General features: G+C 67.8%; 29 protein-coding genes. 12 read left to right on the forward strand and 17 right to left on the reverse strand.

Translation table 11 applies throughout. The annotated features are described in order from the left end of the window. Positions 1-8 precede the first annotated feature (8 nt). The 6 genes from D9601_RS11165 to D9601_RS11190 are packed head-to-tail and all read right to left on the reverse strand — an operon-like array spanning position 9 to position 4,075. Complete coding sequence (locus D9601_RS11165; RefSeq protein WP_198354079.1) at positions 9-470, reverse strand: hypothetical protein; 462 nt, start codon at positions 468-470, stop codon at positions 9-11. Between the two features lie 16 nt (positions 471-486). Beyond that, positions 487-906, reverse strand: coding sequence for a 6,7-dimethyl-8-ribityllumazine synthase (gene ribH, locus D9601_RS11170; protein ID WP_198354080.1), 420 nt, complete (start codon positions 904-906; stop codon positions 487-489). Between the two features lie 14 nt (positions 907-920). Further along, the gene (ribB, locus tag D9601_RS11175; RefSeq protein ID WP_198354081.1) at positions 921-2,051 is read right to left on the reverse strand and encodes a 3,4-dihydroxy-2-butanone-4-phosphate synthase; all 1,131 of its coding nucleotides are present in this window, start codon (positions 2,049-2,051) and stop codon (positions 921-923) included. Then, complete coding sequence (locus D9601_RS11180; RefSeq protein ID WP_198354082.1) at positions 2,035-2,658, reverse strand: riboflavin synthase; 624 nt, start codon at positions 2,656-2,658, stop codon at positions 2,035-2,037. Before D9601_RS11180 ends, ribB begins: the two co-directional genes overlap by 17 nt. Continuing rightward, on the reverse strand, positions 2,643-3,740 hold the full coding sequence (gene ribD, locus D9601_RS11185) for a bifunctional diaminohydroxyphosphoribosylaminopyrimidine deaminase/5-amino-6-(5-phosphoribosylamino)uracil reductase RibD (RefSeq protein ID WP_232474051.1): 1,098 nt from the start codon (positions 3,738-3,740) through the stop codon (positions 2,643-2,645). Before ribD ends, D9601_RS11180 begins: the two co-directional genes overlap by 16 nt. Continuing rightward, complete coding sequence (locus D9601_RS11190) at positions 3,728-4,075, reverse strand: hypothetical protein (RefSeq protein WP_198354083.1); 348 nt, start codon at positions 4,073-4,075, stop codon at positions 3,728-3,730. The genes ribD and D9601_RS11190 overlap by 13 nt, the downstream gene beginning before the upstream one ends. A 335-nt stretch (positions 4,076-4,410) precedes the next feature. Between D9601_RS11190 and D9601_RS11195 the strand changes: the two genes are divergently transcribed. Next, complete coding sequence (locus D9601_RS11195) at positions 4,411-4,803, forward strand: hypothetical protein (RefSeq protein ID WP_198354084.1); 393 nt, start codon at positions 4,411-4,413, stop codon at positions 4,801-4,803. A gap of 157 nt (positions 4,804-4,960) precedes the next feature. Here the strand turns inward: D9601_RS11195 and D9601_RS11200 are convergent, their stop codons facing one another. Next, positions 4,961-5,491, reverse strand: coding sequence for a hypothetical protein (locus D9601_RS11200; protein ID WP_198354085.1), 531 nt, complete (start codon positions 5,489-5,491; stop codon positions 4,961-4,963). Positions 5,492-5,509: 18 nt separating this feature from the next. Here D9601_RS11200 and D9601_RS11205 point away from each other — a divergent pair, with 18 nt between their 5' ends. Further along, positions 5,510-5,656, forward strand: coding sequence for a DUF4102 domain-containing protein (locus D9601_RS11205; RefSeq protein ID WP_198354086.1), 147 nt, complete (start codon positions 5,510-5,512; stop codon positions 5,654-5,656). Positions 5,657-5,665: 9 nt separating this feature from the next. Then, on the forward strand, positions 5,666-5,821 hold the full coding sequence (locus tag D9601_RS20230) for a hypothetical protein (RefSeq protein WP_443024749.1): 156 nt from the start codon (positions 5,666-5,668) through the stop codon (positions 5,819-5,821). Positions 5,822-6,053: 232 nt separating this feature from the next. On the opposite strand, the gene D9601_RS11210 is transcribed toward D9601_RS20230, so the two are convergent. Together D9601_RS11210 and D9601_RS11215 are read right to left on the reverse strand one after the other, a co-directional pair. Next, a complete protein-coding gene (locus D9601_RS11210; RefSeq protein ID WP_198354087.1) occupies positions 6,054-6,731 on the reverse strand; it encodes an energy transducer TonB in 678 nt (225 codons plus the stop codon). Between the two features lie 115 nt (positions 6,732-6,846). Next, the gene (locus tag D9601_RS11215; protein WP_198354088.1) at positions 6,847-8,181 is read right to left on the reverse strand and encodes a glutamate--tRNA ligase; all 1,335 of its coding nucleotides are present in this window, start codon (positions 8,179-8,181) and stop codon (positions 6,847-6,849) included. A 104-nt stretch (positions 8,182-8,285) separates the two neighbouring features. Between D9601_RS11215 and D9601_RS11220 the strand changes: the two genes are divergently transcribed. After that, a complete protein-coding gene (locus D9601_RS11220) occupies positions 8,286-9,221 on the forward strand; it encodes a ribose-phosphate pyrophosphokinase (RefSeq protein ID WP_198354089.1) in 936 nt (311 codons plus the stop codon). A 203-nt stretch (positions 9,222-9,424) separates the two neighbouring features. On the opposite strand, the gene D9601_RS11225 is transcribed toward D9601_RS11220, so the two are convergent. Next, complete coding sequence (locus tag D9601_RS11225; RefSeq protein ID WP_198354090.1) at positions 9,425-9,757, reverse strand: pilus assembly protein PilZ; 333 nt, start codon at positions 9,755-9,757, stop codon at positions 9,425-9,427. A gap of 24 nt (positions 9,758-9,781) precedes the next feature. After that, positions 9,782-10,324, reverse strand: a complete 543-nt coding sequence (locus D9601_RS11230) for a sterol desaturase family protein (RefSeq protein ID WP_198354091.1) — start codon at positions 10,322-10,324, stop codon at positions 9,782-9,784. A gap of 132 nt (positions 10,325-10,456) precedes the next feature. Here D9601_RS11230 and sucC point away from each other — a divergent pair, with 132 nt between their 5' ends. The 6 genes from sucC to D9601_RS11260 all read left to right on the forward strand — a co-directional run bounded on the left by sucC (position 10,457) and on the right by D9601_RS11260 (position 15,760). Further along, entirely contained in the window at positions 10,457-11,656 is a 1,200-nt protein-coding gene (sucC, locus tag D9601_RS11235; protein WP_115378058.1) for an ADP-forming succinate--CoA ligase subunit beta, read from the forward strand. 198 nt (positions 11,657-11,854) lie between these two features. Next, complete coding sequence (locus D9601_RS11240; protein ID WP_198354092.1) at positions 11,855-12,601, forward strand: electron transfer flavoprotein subunit beta/FixA family protein; 747 nt, start codon at positions 11,855-11,857, stop codon at positions 12,599-12,601. Then, positions 12,598-13,527 (forward strand): electron transfer flavoprotein subunit alpha/FixB family protein, encoded by a 930-nt coding sequence (locus tag D9601_RS11245; protein ID WP_198354093.1) that lies wholly within the window; start codon positions 12,598-12,600, stop codon positions 13,525-13,527. Before D9601_RS11240 ends, D9601_RS11245 begins: the two co-directional genes overlap by 4 nt. Before the next feature lie 322 nt (positions 13,528-13,849). Next, positions 13,850-14,134: a metalloregulator ArsR/SmtB family transcription factor gene (locus D9601_RS11250; RefSeq protein ID WP_198354094.1), complete on the forward strand. Its 285-nt coding sequence runs from the start codon at positions 13,850-13,852 to the stop codon at positions 14,132-14,134. Between the two features lie 5 nt (positions 14,135-14,139). Next, the gene (locus tag D9601_RS11255; RefSeq protein ID WP_198354095.1) at positions 14,140-14,799 is read left to right on the forward strand and encodes an SdpI family protein; all 660 of its coding nucleotides are present in this window, start codon (positions 14,140-14,142) and stop codon (positions 14,797-14,799) included. Positions 14,800-14,857: 58 nt separating this feature from the next. Further along, positions 14,858-15,760 carry an alpha/beta hydrolase gene (locus tag D9601_RS11260; protein ID WP_332837982.1) on the forward strand — a complete coding sequence of 301 codons (903 nt, stop codon included), beginning with the start codon at positions 14,858-14,860 and terminating at the stop codon, positions 15,758-15,760. Between the two features lie 53 nt (positions 15,761-15,813). Here D9601_RS11260 and D9601_RS11265 read toward each other — a convergent pair whose 3' ends face one another. Both D9601_RS11265 and D9601_RS11270 read right to left on the reverse strand, forming a co-directional pair. Then, positions 15,814-16,470 (reverse strand): hypothetical protein, encoded by a 657-nt coding sequence (locus D9601_RS11265; protein WP_198354097.1) that lies wholly within the window; start codon positions 16,468-16,470, stop codon positions 15,814-15,816. Next, positions 16,448-18,580 (reverse strand): alkaline phosphatase family protein, encoded by a 2,133-nt coding sequence (locus D9601_RS11270; protein ID WP_232474052.1) that lies wholly within the window; start codon positions 18,578-18,580, stop codon positions 16,448-16,450. The genes D9601_RS11265 and D9601_RS11270 overlap by 23 nt, the downstream gene beginning before the upstream one ends. A gap of 169 nt (positions 18,581-18,749) precedes the next feature. On the opposite strand from D9601_RS11270, the gene D9601_RS11275 reads away from it, so the two are divergent. Beyond that, positions 18,750-19,019, forward strand: coding sequence for a GNAT family N-acetyltransferase (locus tag D9601_RS11275; RefSeq protein WP_198354098.1), 270 nt, complete (start codon positions 18,750-18,752; stop codon positions 19,017-19,019). On the opposite strand, the gene D9601_RS11280 is transcribed toward D9601_RS11275, so the two are convergent. Continuing rightward, positions 19,020-20,840 (reverse strand): ABCB family ABC transporter ATP-binding protein/permease, encoded by a 1,821-nt coding sequence (locus tag D9601_RS11280; protein ID WP_198354099.1) that lies wholly within the window; start codon positions 20,838-20,840, stop codon positions 19,020-19,022. 95 nt (positions 20,841-20,935) lie between these two features. Here D9601_RS11280 and D9601_RS11285 point away from each other — a divergent pair, with 95 nt between their 5' ends. Next, positions 20,936-21,166 (forward strand): hypothetical protein, encoded by a 231-nt coding sequence (locus tag D9601_RS11285; RefSeq protein ID WP_198354100.1) that lies wholly within the window; start codon positions 20,936-20,938, stop codon positions 21,164-21,166. Positions 21,167-21,189: 23 nt separating this feature from the next. Here the strand turns inward: D9601_RS11285 and D9601_RS11290 are convergent, their stop codons facing one another. The 3 genes from D9601_RS11290 to D9601_RS11300 all read right to left on the reverse strand — a co-directional run bounded on the left by D9601_RS11290 (position 21,190) and on the right by D9601_RS11300 (position 23,689). Beyond that, complete coding sequence (locus D9601_RS11290) at positions 21,190-22,146, reverse strand: phytoene/squalene synthase family protein (protein ID WP_198354101.1); 957 nt, start codon at positions 22,144-22,146, stop codon at positions 21,190-21,192. Then, entirely contained in the window at positions 22,143-22,724 is a 582-nt protein-coding gene (locus D9601_RS11295; protein WP_198354102.1) for a TIGR00730 family Rossman fold protein, read from the reverse strand. The genes D9601_RS11290 and D9601_RS11295 overlap by 4 nt, the downstream gene beginning before the upstream one ends. 248 nt (positions 22,725-22,972) lie before the next feature. Next, complete coding sequence (locus D9601_RS11300) at positions 22,973-23,689, reverse strand: MgtC/SapB family protein (protein WP_198354472.1); 717 nt, start codon at positions 23,687-23,689, stop codon at positions 22,973-22,975. Positions 23,690-23,725 lie beyond the last annotated feature (36 nt).

Genomic DNA, 23,725 nt, shown 5'->3' on the forward strand with positions numbered 1-23,725 from the left:
GGGAGGATTTAGGCCGCGCCCGTTTCCCGCGCATCGAGCCATTGCGTCACCGCGCGCCGCAACGGCGCGCGGATGTTGCCTTGGAACAGCGGCACCAGCACCAGCAGGATCGCCGGCCAGAACACCGCGGACACGATCAGCGCGGTGAGCGCCAGCACGATGCCGCCGATCACAAGCCCCGCGATCCGCGCACTCAGCGGGTCGAGCCGCACCGTCCGCGGCCCCTTGTCATCGTAGAGGCGATGTGTCGTCAGGTCGCTGGTGCCGTCGAAGCTGACCTTGCGCAGCCAGACGCCGTCTCTCTCGGCGGGCGCCGGACGAGCCTTCGTGACGGGGCGTGCCGGCCGCGCGCCCGACGACGGCACCGGCGGCGGTGCCGCGCCGATCCGTACCCCCGATTGCGTGTCGATTACCTCCAGCCGCCGCCCGCGCTCGACGACCTTCCAGCGGCTGGGCGGGATCCGTGTCATCGCCCGCCGCCGCCGCTCAGCCGAGCCGGTGCTTGAGCGCGAGCATCGCCAGCGCCGCCTCGGCCGCGCCGCCGCCCTTGTCGAGCTGCGCGGGATCGGCGCGGCGGATCGCCTGCTCCTCGTTTTCCGTGGTCAGGATGCCGTTGCCGATCGGCAGGCCGTCCATGGTCAGCGCCATGACGCCGCGCGCGCTCTCGTTGGAGACGATCTCGAAATGATAGGTCTCGCCGCGGATCACCACGCCGAGCGCGACATAGCCGTCATACTGGCCCGTCTCCGCGGCAAGTGCGATCGCGCCGGGCACTTCCAGCGCGCCGGGCACGGTGACGGTGGCGTGGCTGTGCCCCGCCGCCTCGATCGCGCGCCGCGCGCCGGCGAGCAGCATGTCGTTGAGATGATCGTAGAAGCGCGCTTCGACGATGAGGATATGGGCCATCGTAAATCCTTGGGTCAGTCGATCCGCCGCTCGCCGACGATCGACAGGCCGTAGCCGTCGAGGCCGACCAGCGTGTGGTGCGTGTTGGTCAGCAATTTCATTTCCTCGACGCCCAATTCGGTCAGGATCATCGCGCCGACGCCATAGTCGCGCAACTCCTCCATGTCCTCGGCGGGCAGCGTTCCGGCCCTCGCCTGCAGCGCGACGGTGAACTGGTCGGCGCGCGGCCGGTTGATGACGACGACGACGCCCGCGCCCTCCTCGCCGATGATCTCCATGGAGCGGCGCAGCAGCTCGGCACGACCGCCGCCCTCGCCGAAGATGTCGGCGAACGGCGACAGGGCGTGCATGCGCACCAGCGTCGGCTTGCCGGGATCGATCTTGCCCTTGACCAGCGCGATCTGTTCGGAACCGGTCGCCCGGTTCCAGAAGGTCATCGCGGTCCATTCGCCGCCCCATTCGCTGACGAAGCGCGCCTCGGCCCGCTTCTCGACGAGATGGTCGTGGCGACGGCGATAGGCGATCAGATCGCGGATCGTGCCGATCTTCAGCGCATGGCGCTGCGCGAAGCCGACGAGGTCGTCGAGGCGCGCCATCGTCCCGTCGTCGTTCATGATCTCGCAGATCACGCCGCTGGGATTGAGGCCGGCGAGCCGCGACACGTCGACCGCCGCCTCGGTATGGCCGGTGCGCACCAGCACGCCGCCGTCGCGCGCCACCAGCGGGAAGACGTGGCCCGGCGTGACGATCTCGTCGCGGCCCTTGGACGAGTCGATCGCCACCGCGATGGTGCGGGCGCGGTCGGCGGCGGAGATGCCGGTGGTGACGCCGTCGCGCGCCTCGATCGAGGTGGTGAAGGCGGTTTCGTAGCGCGTGCCGTTGTTGCGGCTCATCAGCGACAGGCCGAGCTCCTCGACCCGCCGCTTGGTCAGCGCCAGGCAGATCAGGCCGCGGCCGTGCGTCGCCATGAAGTTGATCTTCTCCGGCGTCGCCATCTGCGCCGGGATGACCAGGTCGCCCTCATTCTCGCGATCCTCGTCGTCGACCAGGATGAACATCCGGCCATTGCGCGCCTCGTCGATGATCTCTTCGGGGCTGGAGAGGAAGGCGTGCCGCAACTGCGACAGCTTAGCGGGACTGGCCACGGTAGGATTCCATCCGTTGGAGATAGCGGGCGAGGACGTCGATCTCGATGTTGACGCGCTGTCCCGGCGCCAGCGCGCCGAGCGTCGTCACCGCCTGGGTATGCGGGATCAGATTGACCGAGAACTGCGTCACCTCGCCTCGGTCCTCGACCCGATTGACGGTCAGCGAGACGCCGTCGACGGTGATCGACCCCTTGGTCGCGACGAACGGGGCGAGGTCGCCGGGCAAAGCGAAGTCGACGCGGTGCGAATCGCCGTCGGGGCGGACGTCGACCACGGTGGCGACGCCGTCGACATGACCGGTGACGATATGGCCGCCCAGCTCGTCGCCCAATTTCATCGCGCGTTCGAGGTTGAGCGGCTGACCGATGCGCCACTGGTCGGCGGTGCGGGCGATCGTCTCGCCCGAGACGTCGACGGCGAACCAATGCGCGCCGCCCGCGTCGGGGCCCTTGTCGACCACGGTCAGGCAGACGCCCGAACAGGCGATCGAGGCGCCGAGGTCGATGGTCGCGCTATCGTAGGCGGTGGCGATGCGGACGCGGGTGTCGCCGCGGGTATCGACCGACTCGATGGTGCCGACGTCGCTGACTATGCCGGTGAACATGGTTCGCGCTCGTAGACCTCGAGCCGGTCGCTGCCAAGCGCGCGCGCATCGTCCAGCCGCCAGCGGCCGTGCGCGGCCGCGAGATCGGTCAGGCCGATGTCGCCGACCGACGGCAGGCCGGCCCCGATGACGACCGGCGCGCGGTAGAGCAGCAACCGGTCGACCAGATCGGCGGCGAGGAACGCCGCCGCCGCCCCGGCGCCACCCTCGACGAGGAGATGGTCGACGGGGAGGTCGGCGATGGCGGCGGGTGAGGGGATCACCCGCCAGTCCCCTTCTTCGTCATCCCGGCGCAGGCCGGGACCCATGGACAGCGGTGCGCTCCCGCCTCCAGCGGCGTCGTGTCCATGGGTCCGGGCGTCCGCCGGGATGACGGTGGAGGACAAAACGACCCGCATCGGGCTGCGCGGCTCCAGCCCCGCCAGCCGTACGTCGAGCGCCGGCCGATCAACCTCCCACGTCCCCCGGCCGACCAGGATCGCGCCATGCCGGCTGCGCTCCAGATGGGCATGGGCGCGCGCTTCCGGTCCGGTGATCCAGCGGCTGGTCCCGTCGGCCAGCGCGATGCGGCCGTCGAGCGAGGTGGCGAGCTTCAGCGTCACGAACGGCCGGCCGAGCCGCCGCCGGGTCAGGAAGCCGGCCATGCTCCGCGCCGCCTCCTCGGCGCGCACACCGGTGGCGACCGCGATGCCCGCCGCGGCGAGGCGCGCGAAGCCGCTGCCGTCGGTGCGGGGATCGGGGTCGTGCAGCGCCGCGACGACCCGCGCGACGCCGGCGGCGACCAGCAAGTCGGCGCACGCCGGACCGCGCGTGCTGGCATGGGCGCACGGCTCCAGCGTGACATAGGCGGTGGCGCCGCGCGCCGCCGCGCCCGCTTCGGCCAGCGCCATCGCCTCGGCATGCGGCCGCCCGCCCGGTTGCGTCCAGCCGCGCCCGACCACTCGGCCATGGCGGACGATCACGCAGCCGACATTGGGATTGGGCGTCGTCCGCCCCTGCGTCCGGGTGGCGAGCGTCAGCGCCGCCTCCATCCACCGCCCATCGTCGGCAGCGACGGTCGCGCCGCCGGTCACAGCCCCCATTTGTTCATTTTGTCGTCGACCGCCTTGAACTGCGCCCGCATCTTGTCGACCCGGGCATTATAGGCGTCGATCTCCTTGTCCTTCTTCACCTTGTCGATCGCCTGCTGGGCGCGGATCTGCGCATCGGTGCGATCGGCGCGCCATTGCTGGACGTAGATGATCTCCGGCGGCTTGGGCGGAATGTCATAGTCGTTGCGCGCGAAGGCGTAGACGAAGAAGCCCGTGATCGCGATCGCCGCGGCCAGGAAGCCGAGTTCGTAGCGCTCGCGGCCGGCGAGGAACATGCGCAGGTCCTTATAGGCCCGCACCGGCGAGAAACGGCTGAAGAAGGACATGGGGGGAAGATAGGAGCGCTGGCGAGCGGCGACCAGCCCTGGTGATCCGCTGGACGAAACGGTGGCGGCCGACAACGCAGGGAGCAGGATCGATCGGCATCCCTCTTATCCAGATCACGGTCCGGCCGCGCGCGGCTCGTTCCTCATGCCGGTTGCCCGGCTCGCGTCGCGTGATCTTCGCGAGCCCATCATCTCGCGCCCGTATCCCGTGAGCATCGGCGGTCGCGGCAATGCCCGCAAGCGGCGAACCGTATGATGTGGGGGGCAGCGGGTGGTCTGCTCTCGGGAGACCGGTGTGACATTGCAGGCGTTCGCCATAGCGCTAAGCTGACCTTATGCGTGATCCAGACTTCGACATCGACGGGTGGTGCCTTGAGGACGGAGAGGTTCGCCATGCCGAAGCTCCCGAAACTTTCTGGATCCCTGAGCGAAGCAGGCGAGAGAGCCTCGAAGCTGGCGACCTTGCGAAGCTCATCTTTCGCATCAGTGTCGATAATGAGGACGAGAATGTCTCGATTGAACGCATGTGGGTTCTCGTTCGCGAGCGCACACCAAGCGGATATATCGGCATCCTTGATAACGAGCCCGGAGCAATCGCTAAAAACGAGGAGTTTTGGCTTGGAACTGAGCTCCCCTTTTCCGCCAAGCATGTGATCAACATCGAAAAGCGAGACGCGAAGACTATTGCGCTCGCGCTCAAAGAGCCGCGCACGCGCTGGTCAGGCTGAGTGCTACTCTTGTCCGCTTTTGGAGCGCGGCGACGAAGCATAAAACTGTCAGGATTTGGCGATAGCGGACGTCGAGTAACGCACGAGCGGGCGAGTGCCGAGCAATTGGTGAGCGGCCCAAGAGCGAGGGGAGGGCGGAGAATGTCTCCGCCGCACCTTATCGAGGTGGGATCAGAGGCGCCTTCCTCGCAAACTTGCCAGGTGGCACGGGAAGAGGCTCTAACGGGGGCATGGCCGTCTCGGCTTCGTAAATTCCACGGGTTGCGTCGACGTACATCTGAAATGACACATGTCGTAGATGACGCGCCCAATCACACAGGGGCGGCAGGTCTCCCGCCCAGACGTGGTAGTTTTGCCGCAGATTCAAAACGACGCCACCCTCGACAGTGACAGCAGGGTATCCATGAACTAGCGCGTGACGATCGTCTTCAATATATGAGAAGGCTTCGATGATGAGGCTGAGCTGTTGATCGGTGCGCCGGCCGTCTTGCGGGATCAGCTTACGCAACGCCTGCAGCTTTTCTGACATGGGACGCTTTTGGCACCGTTCGGGCTCGAGAGTTTCTCCCGCGACAAAGCTGAAGTGCCACCAGATCTTACTCACGACAGACTCTGCTGCTGCAACGCTTAGAATGATGCGTCCGACAAGCGCGCACTCTTGATCGTCCAGCTCCTCACCTTCGGTCACCGATCCACCTCTTCATCTTTGCGGTACCTTTATGTTGATGAACGCCGCGGTGAAGGCCGCGCGGCCGGCTACAAGCTCACCAACGTTGACGGGCTGTATCTCTCCGTCGCCTCTACGGGCCTGCGCTCCTGGCGCTGGCTGTTCCGCATCAAGGGATGCGAATAGCTGCTGACGATCGGCGGGTATCCCGATCTCTCGCTCGATCAGGCGCGCGCCCGCAATGACGATGCGGCAGCCGCCCGCGCACGCGGCGACGATCCCCGGGTTCGTGGAATTGCGAAAACTGGGCGCTTGCCGACGCTCAGGTGGCCTGTGAGAGCTCGTGGATGATTGGGAGGTATCCGCGATCGTCGATCGTCCAACAAACCACTCGCACTGCCGATGACTGAAGCCTGGCCCCAGCGAGGGCACTTCGCGGTCCATCACTTCAGCTTATAAAATCCTGCCACCGCATTGCCCGCCTCCTACGGTTTGTTATTATGGAACGCGACTTGGTAAAAGGCGTGCGGATGGTCGCGATTGGCCGGAAGCGGCCCGGCCGCTTCCGGCGCCGGTCAGGCGATCACTCGTCCTCCAGCACGAAGCGGAGCGTCATCGTCCGCCACGCCTCGACGGGGACGCCGCCGCGCGTGCCCGGCTTGAACCGCCAGCGGCTTAGCGCCTGGGCCTGGACGGCGCGCCAGAAGGCGTCGCTGGTCGCCTCGACCTGCTCGATCCGCAAGACCCGCCCGTCGACGCCGATCAGCGCGCGGACGGTGACCCGGCCCTCGCGATTGGCGCGGCGCTCGGCGGCGGGATAGGGCGGCTGCAACGCATCGGCGTAGCGCGGGTCGACGGTCGGCGCGATCAGCGGCAGCGGCGGCGCGCTGGTCGGCGCGGACGTCGGCTCGGTGACCGGATCGGTGCCGATCCGCGGGCTGACCGGCGGCGCGATCGGCGGCAGGTCGATGGTGGTGAGCGGCGCCGTGGTCGGCACCTTCACGATCGGCGTCGGCGCGGCGATCGTCTCGTCGGGCACCTTGGCCACCACGTCATGCGGCTTGGGCTGCACCTCGGGCGGCGGCGGAGGCTGATCAGGGGGCACCGTATAGGTTTCGATCGGGCCGTCCTTCGGTGGATTGGGCAGCACGTGCGGCGCCGCGAAGATCAACGCGGCGACCAGTGCGCCGTTGATCGCGATGGCGGCGGTCAGCCCGGTCGGGCTGAAGCGGGTCGGCTTGGCGTGGCGGTCGGCGTACATGAACCCTCTCCCGTTATGGTCGCGTGACGTATCTCCTCTGATTCGTGTGATGTTACATCATGCATCGCGCAGGTCAAGTTGCGTCCGTCCATGCGCGAACTTTGTGAACTTTGCCTCAGCCGGCGGCGCGGCGCAGCCGCTCGACCGCGCGCGTGGGGCCGATCAGCGGCAGCAGCGCCGCCATGTCGGGCCCCTGGTCGCGGCCGGTCAGCGCCTGGCGCAGCGGCAGGAACAGCGCCTTGCCCTTGCGGCCGGTCGCCTGCTTCAGCCGGTCGGTCAGCGCGTGCCAGGGATCGCCCGCCCAGTCGATCGCCTCGGCGGCCTCCGCGGCGGCGGCCAGATAGGCGCGGGTGTCGGCATCGGCGCCGGGGGCCTCCACCGGCCCCTCGATCACCTGCCACCAGTCACCGGCGTCGGCGACGCGGGTGAGGTTGGGGCGCACCGCTTCCCATTCCGCCGCGCCCATGCCTTCGGGCAGCCGCCCAGCGACCGCCGCATGCGGCAGCTGATGGACGATACGGGCATTGACCTGCGCCAGCTCCGCCTCGTCGAAGCGCGCCGGCGCCCGGCCGAAGCGGGTGAAGTCGAGCGCGGCGATCAGCGGTGCCGGATCGACCAGCGGCTCGACCGGGTCGCTGGTGCCGATCCGGGCGAGCAGCGCGATCACCGCCTGCGGCTCGATCCCCTCTTCGCGGAAATGGTCGACGCCGAGCGAGCCGAGCCGCTTCGACAATTTGCCCTCGCTGCCGGTCAGCAGCGCCTCGTGCGCGAAGGCGGGCGGGGTGACGCCCATCGCCGCGAACATCTGCAGCTGCAGCGCGGTGTTGGAGACATGGTCTTCGCCGCGCACGACATGGGTGATGCCGAGATCGGCATCGTCGATCGCCGACGGCAGCATGTACAGCCACGATCCGTCCGCGCGGCGGATGACCGGGTCGCTCATCGTCCGGGGATCGAATTGCTGCGGCCCGCGGATCAGATCGTCCCAGACGATCGGCGCGTCATGGTCGAGCTTGAACCGCCAGTGCGGTCGCACCCCGTCGGCCTCCAGCTGCGCCCGCTCCGCTTCGCTGAGCTGTAGCGCGGCGCGGTCGTAGACCGGTGGCAGGCCGCGACCGAGCAGGATCTTGCGCTTGAGATCGAGCTCCTGCGCCGTCTCATAGGCCGGGTAGATGCGTCCGGCGGCGCGCAGGGCGTCGAAGCGCGCCTGATAGAGCGCGAAGCGCTGCGACTGGCGCACCTCGACATCCGCATCGAGGCCGAGCCAGGCGAGGTCGGCGCGGATCGCGTCGATGTAGCGCTCCTCCGATCGCTCGGCATCGGTATCGTCGATGCGCAGCACGAACCGGCCGCCGTCGCGCTGTGCCAGCATCCAGCTGTGCAGGGCGGTGCGGATGTTGCCGACGTGCAGGCGGCCGGTCGGCGAGGGAGCGAAACGGGTCACGGTCATGTGCGCGGCGGTAGCCAGCCGGGGCGGCATGAACAAGCGCGCTTCCGATTCGGACAAGACCGCCCTAAGGGACCGTGCCATCCGACGGGGTGGAGCACGTGCGCATGAAACTGATGACCGGCAATTCGAACCTTCCGCTGGCGCAGGCGATCGCGGGCTATCTCGAACTGCCGCTGACCGAGGCGCTGGTGCGGCGCTTCGCCGACGAGGAGATCTTCGTCGAGATCCAGGAGAACGTCCGCGGCGAGGACGTGTTCGTGATCCAGTCGACCGGTTTTCCCGCCAACGACAATCTGATGGAATTGCTGATCATCATCGACGCGTTGAAGCGCGCGTCGGCGAAGCGGATCACCGCGGTGATCCCGTACATGGGCTATGCGCGCCAGGACCGGAAACCGGGGCCGCGCACGCCGATCTCGGCCAAGCTGGTCGCCAATCTGATCACCGTCGCGGGCGCCGACCGCGTGCTGTCGGTCGACCTGCACGCCGGGCAAATCCAGGGTTTCTTCGACATTCCAACCGACAATCTCTACGCCGCGCCGGTGATGAGCGCGGACATCCATGCGCGCTTCAAGGGCAAGAATTTGATGGTCGTCTCGCCCGACGTCGGCGGCGTGGTGCGTGCGCGTCAGCTCGCCAAGCGGCTCGACAATGCGCCGCTGGCGATCGTCGACAAGCGTCGCGAGCGCGCCGGCGAATCAGAGGTGATGAACATCATCGGCGACGTCGAGGGCCGCTTTTGCATCCTGATCGACGACATCGTCGATTCGGCGGGGACGCTGTGCAACGCGGCGGCGGCGCTGCGCGAGGCGGGGGCGGAGGATGTCGTCGCCTATGTCACGCACGGCGTGCTGTCGGGCGGCGCGGTGGCGCGCGTCGAGGGGTCCGCGCTGCGCGAGTTGGTCATCACCGACTCGATCGGCAATCACGAATCGATCGGTAGGGCGGGGAAGATCCGGCATCTACCGATCGCGCCGCTGCTCGGCGAGGCGATCAAGCGGATCGCCGATGAGACGAGCGTCAGCAGCCTGTTCGACTGATGCCGGGTGCAGGCGCGGTCACATCCATACCTTGCGCGACCCTACTGACGACGGTTTTGCCGGCGTTTTGATGCGGCGACGATTGCTGGGAACAGCGACGACCGCGAAGCCCCCGTCCTGACGCCGGACCGGTTCGGCATTGCCGACCCGCCGGCCGGTCGCGCGTCTGCGGCTAGGCCGCACCAGCGCGGGCGTGGCCGCGCTTAGCGCTGCGACAAGGCGATGATATGCTCGAACACCGCGGGGTGAAGCGGCTTGGCGAAGGCGCAGCCATAATGGAATTTGTCGCGCCACGCGACCACCGCCTCGAGCCCGGCGAGTCCCGGCAGCGTCAGCCACACGACCGTCCCGGGCCACAAGGTGAAGCTCGTCTCGGCGCGGAACCCCGATTCGGACAGGTCGGTGACATCGATCTCGAACCGCGTCTGGCCGCGATCGCGCAGATGGGCGCGCATCCGCACCGCCTTGCGCAGGGCACGCCGGTGATCGCCGCCATCCAGCGATTCGATCGGTTCGTTGAAGATCGGCTGTTCCATGGCACGCGTGGTGCCACGCAATGGTTACTTTTCTGCCAATGTATCGGCCAGCGTCGCCTCGGCTGCGGGGGACTGAACCGGCGCACGCACGCCGCGGCGCGACCGGCGCTTGAGTTCCGCCTTCAGATCTTCCGGCCGCGGCGCGATCAGGAAGCCGAAGCTGACAGTGCCCTGCTTCGTTTCCACGACATGGTGCAGCCGATGCGCCTGGATGATCCGCTTCATATAGCTCGACTTGGGCAGATAGCGTGTCGGCAGCCGCTTGTGCACGATGATGTCGTGGAAGCCGAAATAGATCGCGCCGTAGGCGGCGATGCCCGCGCCGATCCAGGCGAAGCCGGGCCACCAGCCGAGTTGCACGCCGCCGAGCAGCAGCACGAACGACGGCACCGCAAAGATTGCGGCATAGAGGTCGTTCAGCTCCCAATTGCCGGTGCGCGCGCGATGGTGGCTTTCATGCAGGAACCAGCCCGGCCCATGCATGATCCAGCGGTGCGCGGCATAGGCGAAGCCTTCCATGCCGATCACCGTTGCCACGAAGAGAAGGATGCCGATCGGCCAGGACATTGCAATTCCGTCTACTGCGATGCACTTGCATTAAGCGCGATGTGCCCGGTAAATCCGGGGTGGATTCGCGGGGCCGCCTGTGCGAAGGGCTTGCCGCAACTCTCCATATAGTCATGCAAGGCGAGGCAGGCCATGAACATTCACGAATATCAAGCCAAGGAACTGCTGGCGAAGTTCGGCGTGCCCGTTCCGGCCGGTTTCGCCGCGATGAGCGTCGAGGAAGCGGTGGAAGCCTCGAAGAAGCTGCCCGGGCCGCTCTATGTCGTCAAGGCGCAGATCCACGCCGGCGGCCGCGGCAAGGGCAAGTTCAAGGAACTGCCCGCCGAAGCCAAGGGCGGCGTCCGCCTCGCCAAGACCGAGGACGAGGTCCGCCATGCCGCGACCGAGATGCTCGGCAACACGCTGGTCACCATCCAGACGGGTGAAGCCGGCAAGCAGGTCAACCGCCTGTACGTGACCGACGGCGTCGACATCGCCAAGGAATTCTACCTCGCGCTGCTGGTCGACCGCGCCACCGGCCGCGTTGCCTTCGTCGTCTCGACCGAGGGCGGGATGGACATCGAGGAGGTTGCCCACTCGACGCCGGAGAAGATCCACACCTTCGCTGTCGATCCCGCGACCGGCTTCCAGCCCCACCACGGCCGCGCCGTTGCCAAGGCACTCGGCCTGACCGGCGATCTCGCCAAGCAGGCGCAGAGCCTGGCGTCCAAGGTCTATGCCGCCTTCCTCGGCACCGACGCCGCGCAGATCGAAATCAATCCGCTCGCCGTCACCGACGACAACAAGCTGATGGTGCTCGACGCCAAGGTCGGCTTCGATTCGAACGCGATGTTCCGCCACAAGGACCTTGCCGAGCTGCGCGACGAGACCGAGGAGGATCCGGCCGAGATCGAGGCGTCGAAGTACGACCTCGCCTACATCAAGCTCGACGGCGACATCGGCTGCATGGTCAACGGCGCCGGCCTCGCCATGGCGACGATGGACATCATCAAGCTGAACGGCATGTTCCCGGCCAACTTCCTCGACGTCGGCGGCGGCGCCAACAAGGAGAAGGTGACCGCGGCGTTCAAGATCATCCTCAAGGATCCCAACGTAAAGGGTATCCTGGTCAACATCTTCGGCGGCATCATGCGCTGCGACATCATCGCCGACGGCATCGTCGCGGCGGCGAAGGAAGTGAACCTGCAGGTGCCGCTGGTCGTCCGGCTGGAAGGCACCAACGTCGAGAAGGGCAAGGAAATCCTCGCCAATTCCGGCCTGGCGATCGTGCCCGCCAACGACCTGGGCGATGCGGCGAAGAAGATCGTCGCGGAGGTCCAGAAGGCGGCGTGATGCTCGCGGCATCCTGATCGACCAAATTGCACGGGCTCGGACACCATGTCCGGGCCCGATGCGTTTGGGGGGCAAGGATGCCGTAACGTCAGGCGGGCTTTTCCGTACTGAACTTGCGAAAACGGCGGAAAACCGCCATATCCGCCATCGATACGGAGCCTTCGAACGGCTCCGGCGGCCAAGACTGGAAGGACGCAAATGAAGGTGCTGGTGCCGGTCAAGCGCGTGCTTGACTATAACGTGAAGCCCCGGGTGAAGGCGGACGGGACGGGGGTCGACCTCGCCAACGTCAAGATGAGCATGAACCCGTTCGACGAGATCGCGGTCGAGGAAGCGATCCGCCTCAAGGACAAGGGCGTGACCGAGATCGTCGTCGTGTCGATCGGCGAACCCAAGGCACAGGAGACGATCCGCACCGCGCTGGCGATGGGCGCCGACCGCGGCATCCTGGTCACCAGCGAGGAGAAGGTCGAGCCGCTCGGCGTCGCCAAGATCCTCGCCAAGATTGTCGAGGAGGAACAGCCGAACCTGGTGATCCTCGGCAAGCAAGCGATCGACGACGACAACAACCAGACGGGGCAGATGCTGGCCGGTCTGCTCGGCTGGGGCCAGGGCACCTTCGCCTCGAAGGTCGAGCTGTCCGCCGACAGCGTCACCGTGACCCGCGAGGTCGACGGCGGTCTCGAGACGGGCACGTTCACGCTGCCCGCGATCGTCACCACCGACCTGCGCCTCAACGAGCCGCGCTACGCCTCGCTGCCCAACATCATGAAGGCCAAATCGAAGCCGCTCGCGCAGAAGACGGCGGCCGATTACGGCGTCGACGTCACCCCGCGGATCAAGACGCTGAAGGTGGTCGAGCCGGCCAAGCGCAGCGCCGGCATCAAGGTCGCCGACGTCGACGAACTGGTCATGAAGCTGCACGCGATGGGGATTGCCAAGTGAAGACGCTCGTCTGGGTCGAACACGACGGCACGGCCGTCAAGGACGCCACGCTCGCCGCGGTCACCGCCGCGTCGAAACTTGGCGAGGTGCATCTGCTCGTCGCCGGCCAGGGTGTCGACGGCGTCGCACAGGCAGCGGCGAAGATCGCCGGCGTCGGCAAGGTCCATGTCGCCGACGATGCCGCTTATGCGCATGCGCTGGCCGAGAATGTCGCGCCGCTGGTGGTCCAGCTGATGGCCGACCACGACGCCTTCGTCGCGCCGTCCACCACCACCGGCAAGAATGTCGCGCCGCGCGTCGCCGCGCTGCTCGACGTCATGCAGATCAGCGACATTCTGTCGGTCGAGAGCGAGGACACCTTCACCCGTCCGATCTACGCCGGCAACGCGATCGCGACGGTGCAGACGTCGGACGCCAAGAAGGTGATCACCGTGCGCGGCACGGCCTTCGAGAAGGCCGCGGCCGAGGGCGGTTCGGCGGCGATCGAGCCGATCGCCGCGACCGGTGACACGGGCGTGTCGCGCTTCGTCAATGCCGAGATCGCGCAGAATGCACGGCCGGAGCTGACCAGCGCTAAGATCATCGTCTCCGGTGGCCGCGCGCTGCAGAATGGCGAGAACTTCCATGCGCTGATCGAGCCGCTCGCCGACAAGCTGGGTGCTGGCGTCGGCGCCAGCCGCGCGGCGGTCGACGCGGGCTATGTGCCCAACGATTATCAGGTTGGCCAGACCGGCAAGATCGTCGCACCGGAAGTCTATATCGCGGTCGGCATCTCGGGCGCGATCCAGCACCTGGCCGGCATGAAGGATTCGAAGACGATCATCGCGATCAACAAGGACGAGGATGCGCCGATCTTCCAGGTCGCGGACATCGGCCTGGTCGGCGACCTGTTTAAGGTCGTGCCCGAGCTGACCGAAAAGCTCTGACGGCGGCAGGCGGGGTCCCCCGCCGCCGGCGGCGAGGGTCGGCGGCGCCAAGGCGTGCACTGACGGCATGCGACGCGGGGGTGATCCCCGCGTCGTTTTGTCTGGCGGCGACACTCTAGCCGTGCGCATGGGCTGCCGCCGCGTAGGGCCTCGCCGGCAAATGTTTCCCGTAGCTGGGAGGTGCGCCAAGCCGCCCCGACTTCATCCCTCACGACCACCGATCGTCATCGTCGCGACGCCGAACGGGGGTTGTCGCAACCACCGGCTTGCGCTTGTTAGCTGGCAGGCTTATTAGTCTTACAGCTAACGAGTCGATGATCCCGTGGACACCATCTTCGAAGCCCTGGCGCATCCGACGCGCCGCCGCATCCTGGAGCTGCTGAAAGGCGGCGGGATGAGTGCGGGCGCGATCGCGGAGCGGTTCGACGTGTCCAAGCCGACCATGTCGGGCCATTTCGCCAAGCTGCGCGCGGCCGGGCTGATCCAGGCCGAAACGCGCGGCACCAGCACGATCTACACGCTCAACCTGTCCGCGCTGGAAGAGGTGATGATGGCGTTCATGGCGCGGATGGGGGTGGGCGGCACGGTCCGCGAGGAAGGGGAGTGACGCACATGTCCTATCGCAATCTCAAGATCGCATCGGTCGTGGTGGTGGCCGGCATGGCGGTGTTCGCCGCCCTGGCGCTGCAGCGGCTGCCGGCGGGGACGGAACTGCCGACGCATTGGGACGCCGCCGGCAACGTCAACGGTACGATGCCCGCGGGCATGGCGCTGTTCTTCGGTGTCGGCGTCACCGCGCTCGTCAGCCTCGTCCTCGCGGTGGTCCCAGCACTCGAGCCGTTGCAGGACAAGCTGGCCGCCAGCGCGCCCGTCTATCGCGCCGCCTGGGCCGGAACGCTCGCGCTGATGGTCGCGGTGGAGGCGAAGATCGGCGGCCCGGCGTTCGGCTGGCAATTGCCCGCGCTGCTGCCGCTGGCCGGCGCGGGGCTGCTGCTGATCGTCCTCGGCAACGTCCTGCCCAAATCGCGGCCGAGCTTCTTCGTCGGCATCCGCACGCCGTGGACGCTGACCGACACCGACAATTGGGTGGCGACGCATCGGTTCGGCGGGCGGACGATGATGCTGGGCGGGGTGCTGCTGGTCGCGGCCGCGGTGCTGCCGATCGGTGCCGACACGCGGATGGCGCTGGTCTTCGCGGCGATCGCGGTCAGCGTGCTGCCGCCGCTCGCCTATTCCTATCTGTACTGGCGCCGCCACGGCGTCCGCCCCTGACCCGCCCGATCGAGGAGATGCCCCCATGTAAGTGTTCGCCGCGGCGCTGGCCGCAGCCGTGACCTCTACCGACATCAGTGCCAAGGGGCCGCAGGGCCCGCTGAAGGGCACGTTCGTCGATGCCGGCAAGGGCAGGCCGGTGGTGCTGATCCTGCCGGGATCGGGGCCGACCGACCGCGACGGCAACAACCCGATGGGAATCAAGGCGGCGCCCTACCGTCTGCTCGCCGAGGGTCTAGCCGCCGCGGGCATATCGAGCGTGCGGATCGACAAGCGCGGCCTGTTCGCCAGCGCCGGCGCGGTGCCGGATGGCAATGCGGTGACGCTGGCGGATTACGTCACCGACACCGGGGCCTGGGTCGCCGCGACGCGCGCTCGTACCGGCGCACCGTGCGTGTGGCTGCTCGGCCATAGCGAGGGCGGGCTGGTCGCGCTCGCCGCGGCGTCCGCGCCTACCGCCGGCGTCTGCGGACTGGTGCTGGTCGCCACGCCTGGCCGGCCGCTCGGTGTGGTGATGCGCGAACAGCTCCACGCCAATCCAGGCAACGCACCGCTGCTCCCCGCCGCCGATGCCGCGATCGACGCGCTCAGTGCCGGCCAGCATGTCGATGTCACCACTTTGCCGGCGCCACTGCAACCGTTGTTCCGCGCGAACGTGCAGGGCTTCCTGATCAGCCTGTTCGCGGCGGATCCGGTGAGGATGGCGGCAGCAATCCGGCTGCCGATGCTCATCGTGCAGGGGGAGCGGGACATCCAGGTCGGCCGTGCCGATGCGACCGCGCTCAAGGCGGCGGCACCGGGCGCGACATTGGCGATGCTGCCGAACGTCAACCATGTGCTGAAGCTGGTCGAGAGCGACAGCCGCGGGGCCAATCTGGCGACCTATGCCGACCCCAATGTGCCACTCGCTCCCGCCGTGGTGTCGACGGTGGTAGGGTTCATATCGGAAAAGCGACGCTGATCGCGTCGCCGGCGCATCCTTCGTCGCGACCGTGAGCCAGCCGACCCGCCGTGTCAGTCGCCGCGGATATCGGCGGCGGCGTCATTGACGATATAGTGCGCGGTGTTCGGGTGAAACAGCGCGTCGGCCGGCCGGCGTGTGTCGAGTGCGGTGACGCGCCAGATCGGGCGGCGGGCGGTGTCGAGCATGACGAGCGGATAGGCATGAGCGCGCGACCAGCAAATGAAGCTGGTTCGCCCCGACTGATCGAGCGCGATCCACCGGCAGGGTGCGATCGTGGTGATCGCGGCAGGTGCGGTGACGAGCGCACGCAGCCGGTAGGTGCCGGCGGGACGGCGCAGTCCATAGGCGAGATCGTCCCAATCGGTGAAGCGTCCGACGCGATACAAACTGTCGCGGTCGACAAGGGTACGGATATGCCGTCGCGTGTCGATCACCGCCATGCGAAAGGCTGGATCGCGCGCACTCGACCGCGTGGCGACGGTGATCAGCCGTCCGTCGGTATCACGGCGCAGCCGCGTAGCGCCGTCGCGCCAGAGTTCGGCATCATGGACCCCGTCCGGACCGCGGTAGCGGATGCGGGCGTGGAAGGCGCGGGGCGCGGTGGCGGTCGGGAATGCCTGTTCGAACCGCAAGGAGAGAGCGGGGGCAGCCGATGCAGCCGCCCCCGCCACGATCAGGCCGATATTATTGGCGAACGGCACGGGCATAGTCGAAATAGCGATAGGTCTTGCCGTCGACGGTCACGTCCTTGACCGCGAGCTGGATGGAGTAGCTGCCGCCGGTGCGGCTGGTGTCCTTGGTCGCGCCGCTGGGATCGGTGGGCAGTTCGAAGGCGAGGCCGGTCACGGCGTTCGCCGGAGTGATCACGCGCGGATTGACCGACAGGCTGGCGGTGCTGCGCGGATTGACCAGCGCCTCGTTGAGGACACGCCCGTCCGCCTGCGGCATCGACAGGCCGAGCAGCCAGGCGACGGTGGGCGCGACGTCGACGTTCCCCGACGGTCCGTTGACCACCTTGCTCTTCTGGAAGCTCGGGCCATAGCCGATCAGCGTATTGTGCACGTCGGTGATGCCGAAGCTGCCGTGCATGCCGCGCTGCCCCTGCGCGCTCTCGAACTCGATGCCGTTCTTGCCCTGCACCGTGGTGTTTTCGTCCCAGGCAAAGGAGACGACGATGTCGGGCTGGCCGTTGTTGCGGCGCGTCGCATTCTCGAGGAATGCATCCTTCATCGCCAGCGTGCCCGGGATCGTGCCGTAGCGGCTGTCGACGAAGATCGCGCCATATTCCTCGCGTCGCTGCAGGATGGTGACGATCTGCTGGATCAGCGCGGGATCATGGCTGGGGACGTAGAGATAGTCGGACCCGCCGTTGGCGGCGACCACCACCGCATTGGCGGGCAGCGAACCGGGGGCAGGCACCTTGAAGCTGGCGACCGGATTGGCGAGGGTCGCGCTGACCGCCTGATATTTGGTGTTGGCGGCGCCGCACAGCGTGCCGCTGGTGTCGACGCGCAGCGGCACGGTCGGCGTGCCGGTCGCGGACAGGCCGTACATCGCGCTGGTCGTGCAGCCGCTGCCGTCATAGGCCTTGAGGCCGCGATAGGTCAGCAGATCGGCGGTCCGCACGTCGCCGGAGAAGGAGAAGCCGGTGCCGCTTTGCCCGCCCAGGCTCGCCGCGCTGCCGCCCGCCGCGGCGGTGATGGCGCGCAGCGGGTAGAGGCTGGTCGGGCCCGACACCGTCGAATGGCCGTGGTCGGAGACGATCACGATGTTGGTCGTCGAATCGAGTCCCTGCGCCTTCAGCGCCGCCATCAGTTCGCCCAGCCGTGCATCCTGCGAGCGCAGGCCGGCGCGGACGTTCGCGGTACCGGGCCCATAGCCATGCTCGACATTGTCCGGCGTGCGGAACCAGATCAGCGACAGCATCGGGTTCTTTTTGGGCAGGATATAGTTGGTGAACACCGACATCATGTATTTGTTGGCGGCATCCTCCGGCGCGCCGCTCGTATCGGAGGAGTCGCGCGCCGCGACGGTCAGCGCACCATTGGGATCGTAGGCGGTGGTGTTGAACGTCGCATAGCCGGCGCGCGCGGTCGGGTTGCCGTTGGTCGCGGCCAGCGTCACGTCCGAGTAGGTCTTGGTGGTGTTGAGCGGCAGCGCGATGTTGGCGGCCTGCAATTCGGTCGCCAGGCTGCGCGGGCGCACCGTATTCTCGTCGACGAAATAGCTCGCCTGACCCAGGTCCTGGATATAGGCCGCGCCCGATTTGCCGATCGTCGCGGTGGTGATGCCCGCCGCCTGGGCAGTGGCGAACAGGCTTTTCACCAGCAACAGCTGGTTACCATAATAGCTGTTGAGCGTGTCGAGGATCGCATAATCCTCGGTGAACACCGGATCGACATAGTCCGCCGCCGTGCCGCCGGCACCGTTGCCCGCGGGAATCGTGTTGCCGCTACCCTGCGGCGGGGTCCAGAAGGTGTTGCCGTAAAAGCCCGTCGTCGCCGGGAAGGAGCCGGTCGCGAAGGCCGCGCCGTTCATCATCGTGAACGTCGGATAGGTCGAATGATTGTCGGCAAACTGCACCCCGGCCTGTTGCAGCGCATACAGGTTCGGCGTGTCGGTGGCGCTGACATCGTCGGGGCGCAGGCCGTCCCAGACGAACACGATCGTCCGCGTCGCGGCGATCGGCGTGGGCGTCGCCGTTGGCGTCGGCGTCGGCGCGACGTTCAGGCTGCCGCTACCGCCGTCGTTGCACGCCGCCAGCGTCGCCGTCGCGGCGAGCACCACGGCTGCCATCACCCCTTTGGTCCGAATCATGCGTTTGCCCCGTGATCCTGTTCAACGTGGCTGGTCCGCTAACCGGCGTCGGTGACGGTCATGTGAAAGTCCAGCGACCAAATTACTGTAATTGCTATGAAAAATACGTGATGCTGGTGTGACCGTTGCGCGTCATGCGGCGAAATCGTGCGCGGATCGTTGCGCCGGGATGACGGACGTGATCGACAATACCGCCGCCGGGCGGTTCGAACTGACGGTCGATGGCGGCACCGCCATCGCCGCCTATCAGCGCGAGGGCGATCGCATCGTCTTCACCCATACCGAAGTGCCGCCCGAGCTGGAGGGACAGGGAATCGGCAGCCGCCTCGTCGCCGGCGCGCTGGCACGGGTGCGGCGCCAGGGGCTCAAGGTCGTGCCGGCCTGCGCCTTTGTCGCCGCCTATCTGCGCCGCCACCCGGACGCCGCCGACCTCGCCTGATTATTCCGCGGCGATCGGCTCGCGCCGTTCCTGCGCCTGGCGAGCCCACATTTCCGCATAGAGACCGCCGCGGTGGAGCAATTCGGCGTGCGTGCCGCTCTCCCGCACCCGGCCGCCGTCGAGCACGACGATCCGGTCGGCATGGACGATCGTCGAGAGACGGTGGGCGATGACGATCGTCGTGCGGCCCCGTTCGATCGCCTCCAGCGTGGCGAGGATCTCGTCCTCGGTCCGGCTGTCGAGTGCGCTGGTCGCCTCGTCCAGGATCAGGATCGGCGGGTTCTTGAGCAGGGTGCGCGCGATCGCGACGCGCTGTTTCTCGCCACCCGACAGCTTCAGCCCGCGTTCGCCGACCCGCGTGGCATAGCCGTCAGGCTGGCGCGCGATGAAGTCGGCGATCGCCGCCCCGCGCGCTGCCGCGGCGATCTCCGCCTCGCCGGCGCTCTCGCGACCGTAGGCGATGTTATAGCCGATCGTTTCGTTGAACAGCACCGTGTCCTGCGGCACGATGCCGATCGCGGCGCGCAGGCTCGCCTGCGTCACCTCGCGGATGTCCTGGCCGTCGATCGTGATCCGCCCCTCGCCGACATCGTAGAATCGGTAGAGCAGACGGGCGAGCGTCGACTTGCCCGCGCCCGACGGTCCGACCACCGCGACGGTCGCGCCGGCCGGCACGTCGAGGTCGAGGCCGTTGAGGATCGTACGGTCGGCGTCATAGCCGAAGCGGACGCCCTCGAAGCGCACGCGCCCAGCGCCGACCTGCAGCGGCGTCGCATCCGGCGCATCGGTCACCTCCGCCGGCGTGTCGATCAGGTCGAACATCGCCGCCATGTCGATCACCCCCTGGCGGATGGTGCGATAGACCATGCCGAGCAGGTCGAGCGGCCGGAACAGCTGGCTGAGCAGCGTCGAGACGAGGACGAGGTCGCCCGACGAGGCCTGCCCTCGCGACCAGCGCCACGCGACGAACGCCATGCCCGCGCCCATCATCAAATTGGTGATCAGCGCCTGGCCGATGTTGAGCCAGGCCAGGCTGTTCTCCGACTTGGTCGCGGCCTGGGCATAGGCCGCGATGCCCGCGTCGTAGCGGCGCGCCTCGCGCTCCTCAGCGCCAAAATATTTCACCGTCTCGAAGTTGAGCAGCGAATCGACCGCATGCGCCACCGCGCCGGTGTCGAGGTCGTTCATTCGCGTGCGCAGTGCATTGCGCCAGTCGGTGACCTTGCGCGTGAAGACGATATAGGCGGCGACCATCGCCACCGTCGCGACGACCAGCGGCCAGCCGAAGCTCTTCCAGAAGATGCCGAGCACCAGCGCCAGCTCGAGGATCGTCGGCGCGATGTTGAACAGGATGAAATAGAGCATCGTGTCGATGCTCTTGGTGCCGCGCTCGACCACCTTGGTCACCGCCCCGGTGCGCCGCTCGAGGTGGAAGCGCAGCGAAAGGCCGTGCAGATGCCGGAAGACGGTGGCGGCGAGCCGCCGCGTCGCATCCTGGCCGACGCGCTCGAACACCGCATTGCGCAGATTGTCGAACAGCGTCGTGCCGAAGCGCGCCGCAGCATAGCCGAACACCAGCAGGATCACGAGCGTGACCGCGCCGCGATCCGCGCCGGTCGAGACGCGGTCGATCGCATATTTCAGCGAATAGGAGACGGCGAAGACCTGGACGAACTTGCTGACCACGACGAGCAGCATCGCAGCCACGATCCGCGCCTTCAGCCCCGGCTCGCCGGCGGGCCAGAGATAGGGGAGGAAACGGCGCAGGGTCGGGATCAGCGGCTGATCGGGGCGGGTCTGGACGGTCGGATCGGGAGGCATCGCAACGGCATGTAGGAAGGCCGCCGACGCGGCGAAAGCCAAGGTGGGAACACAACGGGGCCTTGGCGGGTTTTTCCCTGCGAGTGGAGACGCTTATGGAACCGCTATTCTACGTCATGGCGATCATGGGCTGCGGCGACGGCAACGTCCAGTGCAGCGAGGCTCGGGTCGTCCCGATCCAATATCAATCCATGGCGGAATGCCGTGCGGCCTTGCCGGCGCAACTGGCGAAGAACACCGACATCGACTTTCCGATGATCGGCGCGCAATGCCGCACGTCTGGAGCCCAGGTCGCCAAGGCCGATAGCAAGGCGAAACGCTCGTAAGTCGCTGCTGACGCGCGCTGGCGCTACTGTGGACGCCGCCACAGCGGCGGTCGAGACGTCTCGACCAGCCGCATCCGCCGCCCCGCCTCGACCCGCGACCGCGCGATAAAGGCGATCTTCTCGCCGGTCGATGTGGATACGCGCGTGTCCCAGGCCGCCGCCCCGCGCGCGGCGACCTTGCGACCGATCGCGCCGTAGATATGCGCCGCCGCCAGCACCGCCCAGGCCGACCGCCGCGACAGCTGGCGCGTGCCGATCCGGGCGCTCGCCTCGAACGCCGCCGCCGCGTCGGTCATCCGCCGCGCCATCGCGACCAGCGCCGGGCGATGTTCGGGCGCCATATAGTCCGTTGCGGGCACCCCCGCCGCCTCCAGCCAGTCGGCGGGCAGGTAGCAGCGCCCGGCCGCGGCATCCTCGCCCAGATCGCGGGCGATATTGGCGAGCTGGAAGGCGAGGCCCAGGTCGCAGGCCCGGTCCAGCGTCGCCGCGTCGTCGGGCGACACGCCCATGATCACCGCCATCATGCAGCCGACGACGCCGGCGACATGATAGCAATAGCGATAGAGGTCGTCCTCGCTCTGTGGCCGCCAGCCGTCGCCGTCGAGCCGGAAGCCCGCGATCAGATCGTGCGCGAAGCGCGCCGGCAACAGCGTCTCGCGCGCGACGATGCGCAGCGCGTCGAAGGCGGGCAGGCCGATCGTCTCGCCGGCCAATGCCGCATCGGTCAGCGCCGCCATCGCCGCGATCCGCGCCGGCGCATCGTCGACGATTGTCATGCCATGGCCATGGTCCTGGCCGTCGGCGATGTCGTCGCAGGCCCGGCACCAGGCGTAGAGCAGCCATGCCCGCTCGCGGGTCGGTCGATCGAACAACAGGCTGGCGGCGGCGAAGCTCTTCGATCCCCGCGCGATCGATTCCCGCGCCGTGGCGACGATCGCGTCGCGGGAGGGCGCCGGGCCGAAGGAGCCGGGCGGGCTCACAGGTCGGCGGCGTTCATCCGCACGATCGGCTGGGTCGGCACATGCTGGCCCATCGCGTCGATCAAGGTCTCCAGCGTATCGGCGACGATCAGCAGGTCGCGATGCTGCGGGCGCAGGAAACCGACCTCCGCCATCTTGCCCCAGAAGGCGATCAGATGGTCGTAATAGCCGGCGGTGTTGAGCAGCCCGACCGGCTTGGCGTGATAGCCGAGCTGCGCCCAGCTCAGCGCCTCCCACAGTTCGTCCATCGTGCCGGTGCCGCCGGGGATGGTGACGAAGCCGTCGGACAGATCGGTGAACGCCTGCTTGCGGCTGTGCATGCCGTCGACGACGTGCAGTTCGGTGAGGCCGCGGTGCGCGACCTCGGCATCGACCAGCGCCTGCGGGATGATGCCGATCACTTCGCCGCCCGCGGCCAGCGCGCCATCGGCGACCGCGCCCATCAGGCCGAGCCGGCCGCCGCCATAGACGACGCCGATGCCCCGGCCGGCCAGCGTCGCGCCGATGGCGCGGGCGGTGTCGACATAGAGCGGGTCGGCGGGCGTGGCGGACCCGCAATAGATGGCAAGGCGCTTCATGCCTCCGCCGCTAGGCGATGGGCGGGCAGGGGGCAAGCATCCTGCGCGGCGAGCGTCATCCTGGTAGTCGTCCTCGCTCCACCGCGGCCTCCGGCACATCTTCCGCTATCCGCTTAAGGTTCGCCATCCCCGCGGAGGCGGGGATCCAGAGACGCTGACGCTTACGAGAGAGTCGCCGACGTTCGCGTGTCTGGATCCCCGCCTCCGCGGGGATGACGGCCTTGGGGAGGACAAGTCACGCAAAGGTATCAATCATGCGTCTGCACGTCCCAAGTCGCATGCTCGATGCCGTGATGCGCCGCGAGATGCGCGACGATCGCGTCGAGGTCGGTATCCACCGCGCCGGTGCTGACCAGGGTCGCGACGATGTCGACGTGATCGGCGGTCCGCTCGACGAGGTCGGTATCCGCCACCGGATAGCGCATCAGTTCGAGGTGATCGACCAGCAGGTCGCGCACCGCCGGGGCGCGCTCCGGATCGGTGGTCACGGTGACCGAATAGGTCGCCTCCAGCCCGCCGCCGGCCAGCGGGATGCGGTTGATCGCATTGACCACCGGGCGCAGCAGGGTGTTGCCCGCGATCACGAACACGGTCAGCGTCGCCGCCTCCGCGACCATGTCGGTGCCCGCCGCCGCGCCGACCGCGGCGGAACACCAGAGCGTCGCAGCGGTGTTGAGGCCGCGGACGTTCATCCCCTCCTTCATGATCACGCCGGCGCCGAGGAAGCCGATGCCGGACACGACATAGGCGATGACGCGGATCGCCTCGCCGTTGCCGGCCAGCCGCTGCGCCAGATCGACGAAGGCGGCGGCGCCGAGCGCGACCAGCGCATTGGTGCGCAGCCCCGCGGTCCGCTGGCGATACTGCCGCTCCGCCCCGATCAGCGCGCCGAGCAGTAGCGCGGCGGCATAGCTGACCAGCGTGTCGAGATAAGCGTGAAGATCGAACGTCTGGATGAAATGCATCATGGCTGCCCCGGCAGTACCGCGGCGGCCCTGTAG

It is taken from the genome of Sphingomonas sp. MA1305, assembly GCF_016107325.1.
In the GTDB taxonomy this organism is placed as follows: Bacteria; Pseudomonadota; Alphaproteobacteria; order Sphingomonadales; family Sphingomonadaceae; genus Sphingomonas.

Coding starts and splice junctions, on each gene's coding strand:
- D9601_RS11165 (WP_198354079.1), bottom strand. CDS start 470: ATGACACGGATCCCGCCCAGCCGCTGGAAGGTCGTCGAGCGCGGGCGG.
- ribH (WP_198354080.1), bottom strand. CDS start 906: ATGGCCCATATCCTCATCGTCGAAGCGCGCTTCTACGATCATCTCAAC.
- D9601_RS11180 (WP_198354082.1), bottom strand. CDS start 2,658: ATGTTCACCGGCATAGTCAGCGACGTCGGCACCATCGAGTCGGTCGAT.
- ribD (WP_232474051.1), bottom strand. CDS start 3,740: ATGGGGGCTGTGACCGGCGGCGCGACCGTCGCTGCCGACGATGGGCGG.
- D9601_RS11190 (WP_198354083.1), bottom strand. CDS start 4,075: ATGTCCTTCTTCAGCCGTTTCTCGCCGGTGCGGGCCTATAAGGACCTG.
- D9601_RS11195 (WP_198354084.1), top strand. CDS start 4,411: ATGCGTGATCCAGACTTCGACATCGACGGGTGGTGCCTTGAGGACGGA.
- D9601_RS11210 (WP_198354087.1), bottom strand. CDS start 6,731: ATGTACGCCGACCGCCACGCCAAGCCGACCCGCTTCAGCCCGACCGGG.
- D9601_RS11215 (WP_198354088.1), bottom strand. CDS start 8,181: ATGACCGTGACCCGTTTCGCTCCCTCGCCGACCGGCCGCCTGCACGTC.
- D9601_RS11220 (WP_198354089.1), top strand. CDS start 8,286: ATGAAACTGATGACCGGCAATTCGAACCTTCCGCTGGCGCAGGCGATC.
- D9601_RS11225 (WP_198354090.1), bottom strand. CDS start 9,757: ATGGAACAGCCGATCTTCAACGAACCGATCGAATCGCTGGATGGCGGC.
- D9601_RS11230 (WP_198354091.1), bottom strand. CDS start 10,324: ATGTCCTGGCCGATCGGCATCCTTCTCTTCGTGGCAACGGTGATCGGC.
- sucC (WP_115378058.1), top strand. CDS start 10,457: ATGAACATTCACGAATATCAAGCCAAGGAACTGCTGGCGAAGTTCGGC.
- D9601_RS11240 (WP_198354092.1), top strand. CDS start 11,855: ATGAAGGTGCTGGTGCCGGTCAAGCGCGTGCTTGACTATAACGTGAAG.
- D9601_RS11255 (WP_198354095.1), top strand. CDS start 14,140: ATGTCCTATCGCAATCTCAAGATCGCATCGGTCGTGGTGGTGGCCGGC.
- D9601_RS11265 (WP_198354097.1), bottom strand. CDS start 16,470: ATGCCCGTGCCGTTCGCCAATAATATCGGCCTGATCGTGGCGGGGGCG.
- D9601_RS11270 (WP_232474052.1), bottom strand. CDS start 18,580: ATGATTCGGACCAAAGGGGTGATGGCAGCCGTGGTGCTCGCCGCGACG.
- D9601_RS11275 (WP_198354098.1), top strand. CDS start 18,750: ATGACGGACGTGATCGACAATACCGCCGCCGGGCGGTTCGAACTGACG.
- D9601_RS11280 (WP_198354099.1), bottom strand. CDS start 20,840: ATGCCTCCCGATCCGACCGTCCAGACCCGCCCCGATCAGCCGCTGATC.
- D9601_RS11285 (WP_198354100.1), top strand. CDS start 20,936: ATGGAACCGCTATTCTACGTCATGGCGATCATGGGCTGCGGCGACGGC.
- D9601_RS11295 (WP_198354102.1), bottom strand. CDS start 22,724: ATGAAGCGCCTTGCCATCTATTGCGGGTCCGCCACGCCCGCCGACCCG.
- D9601_RS11300 (WP_198354472.1), bottom strand. CDS start 23,689: ATGCATTTCATCCAGACGTTCGATCTTCACGCTTATCTCGACACGCTG.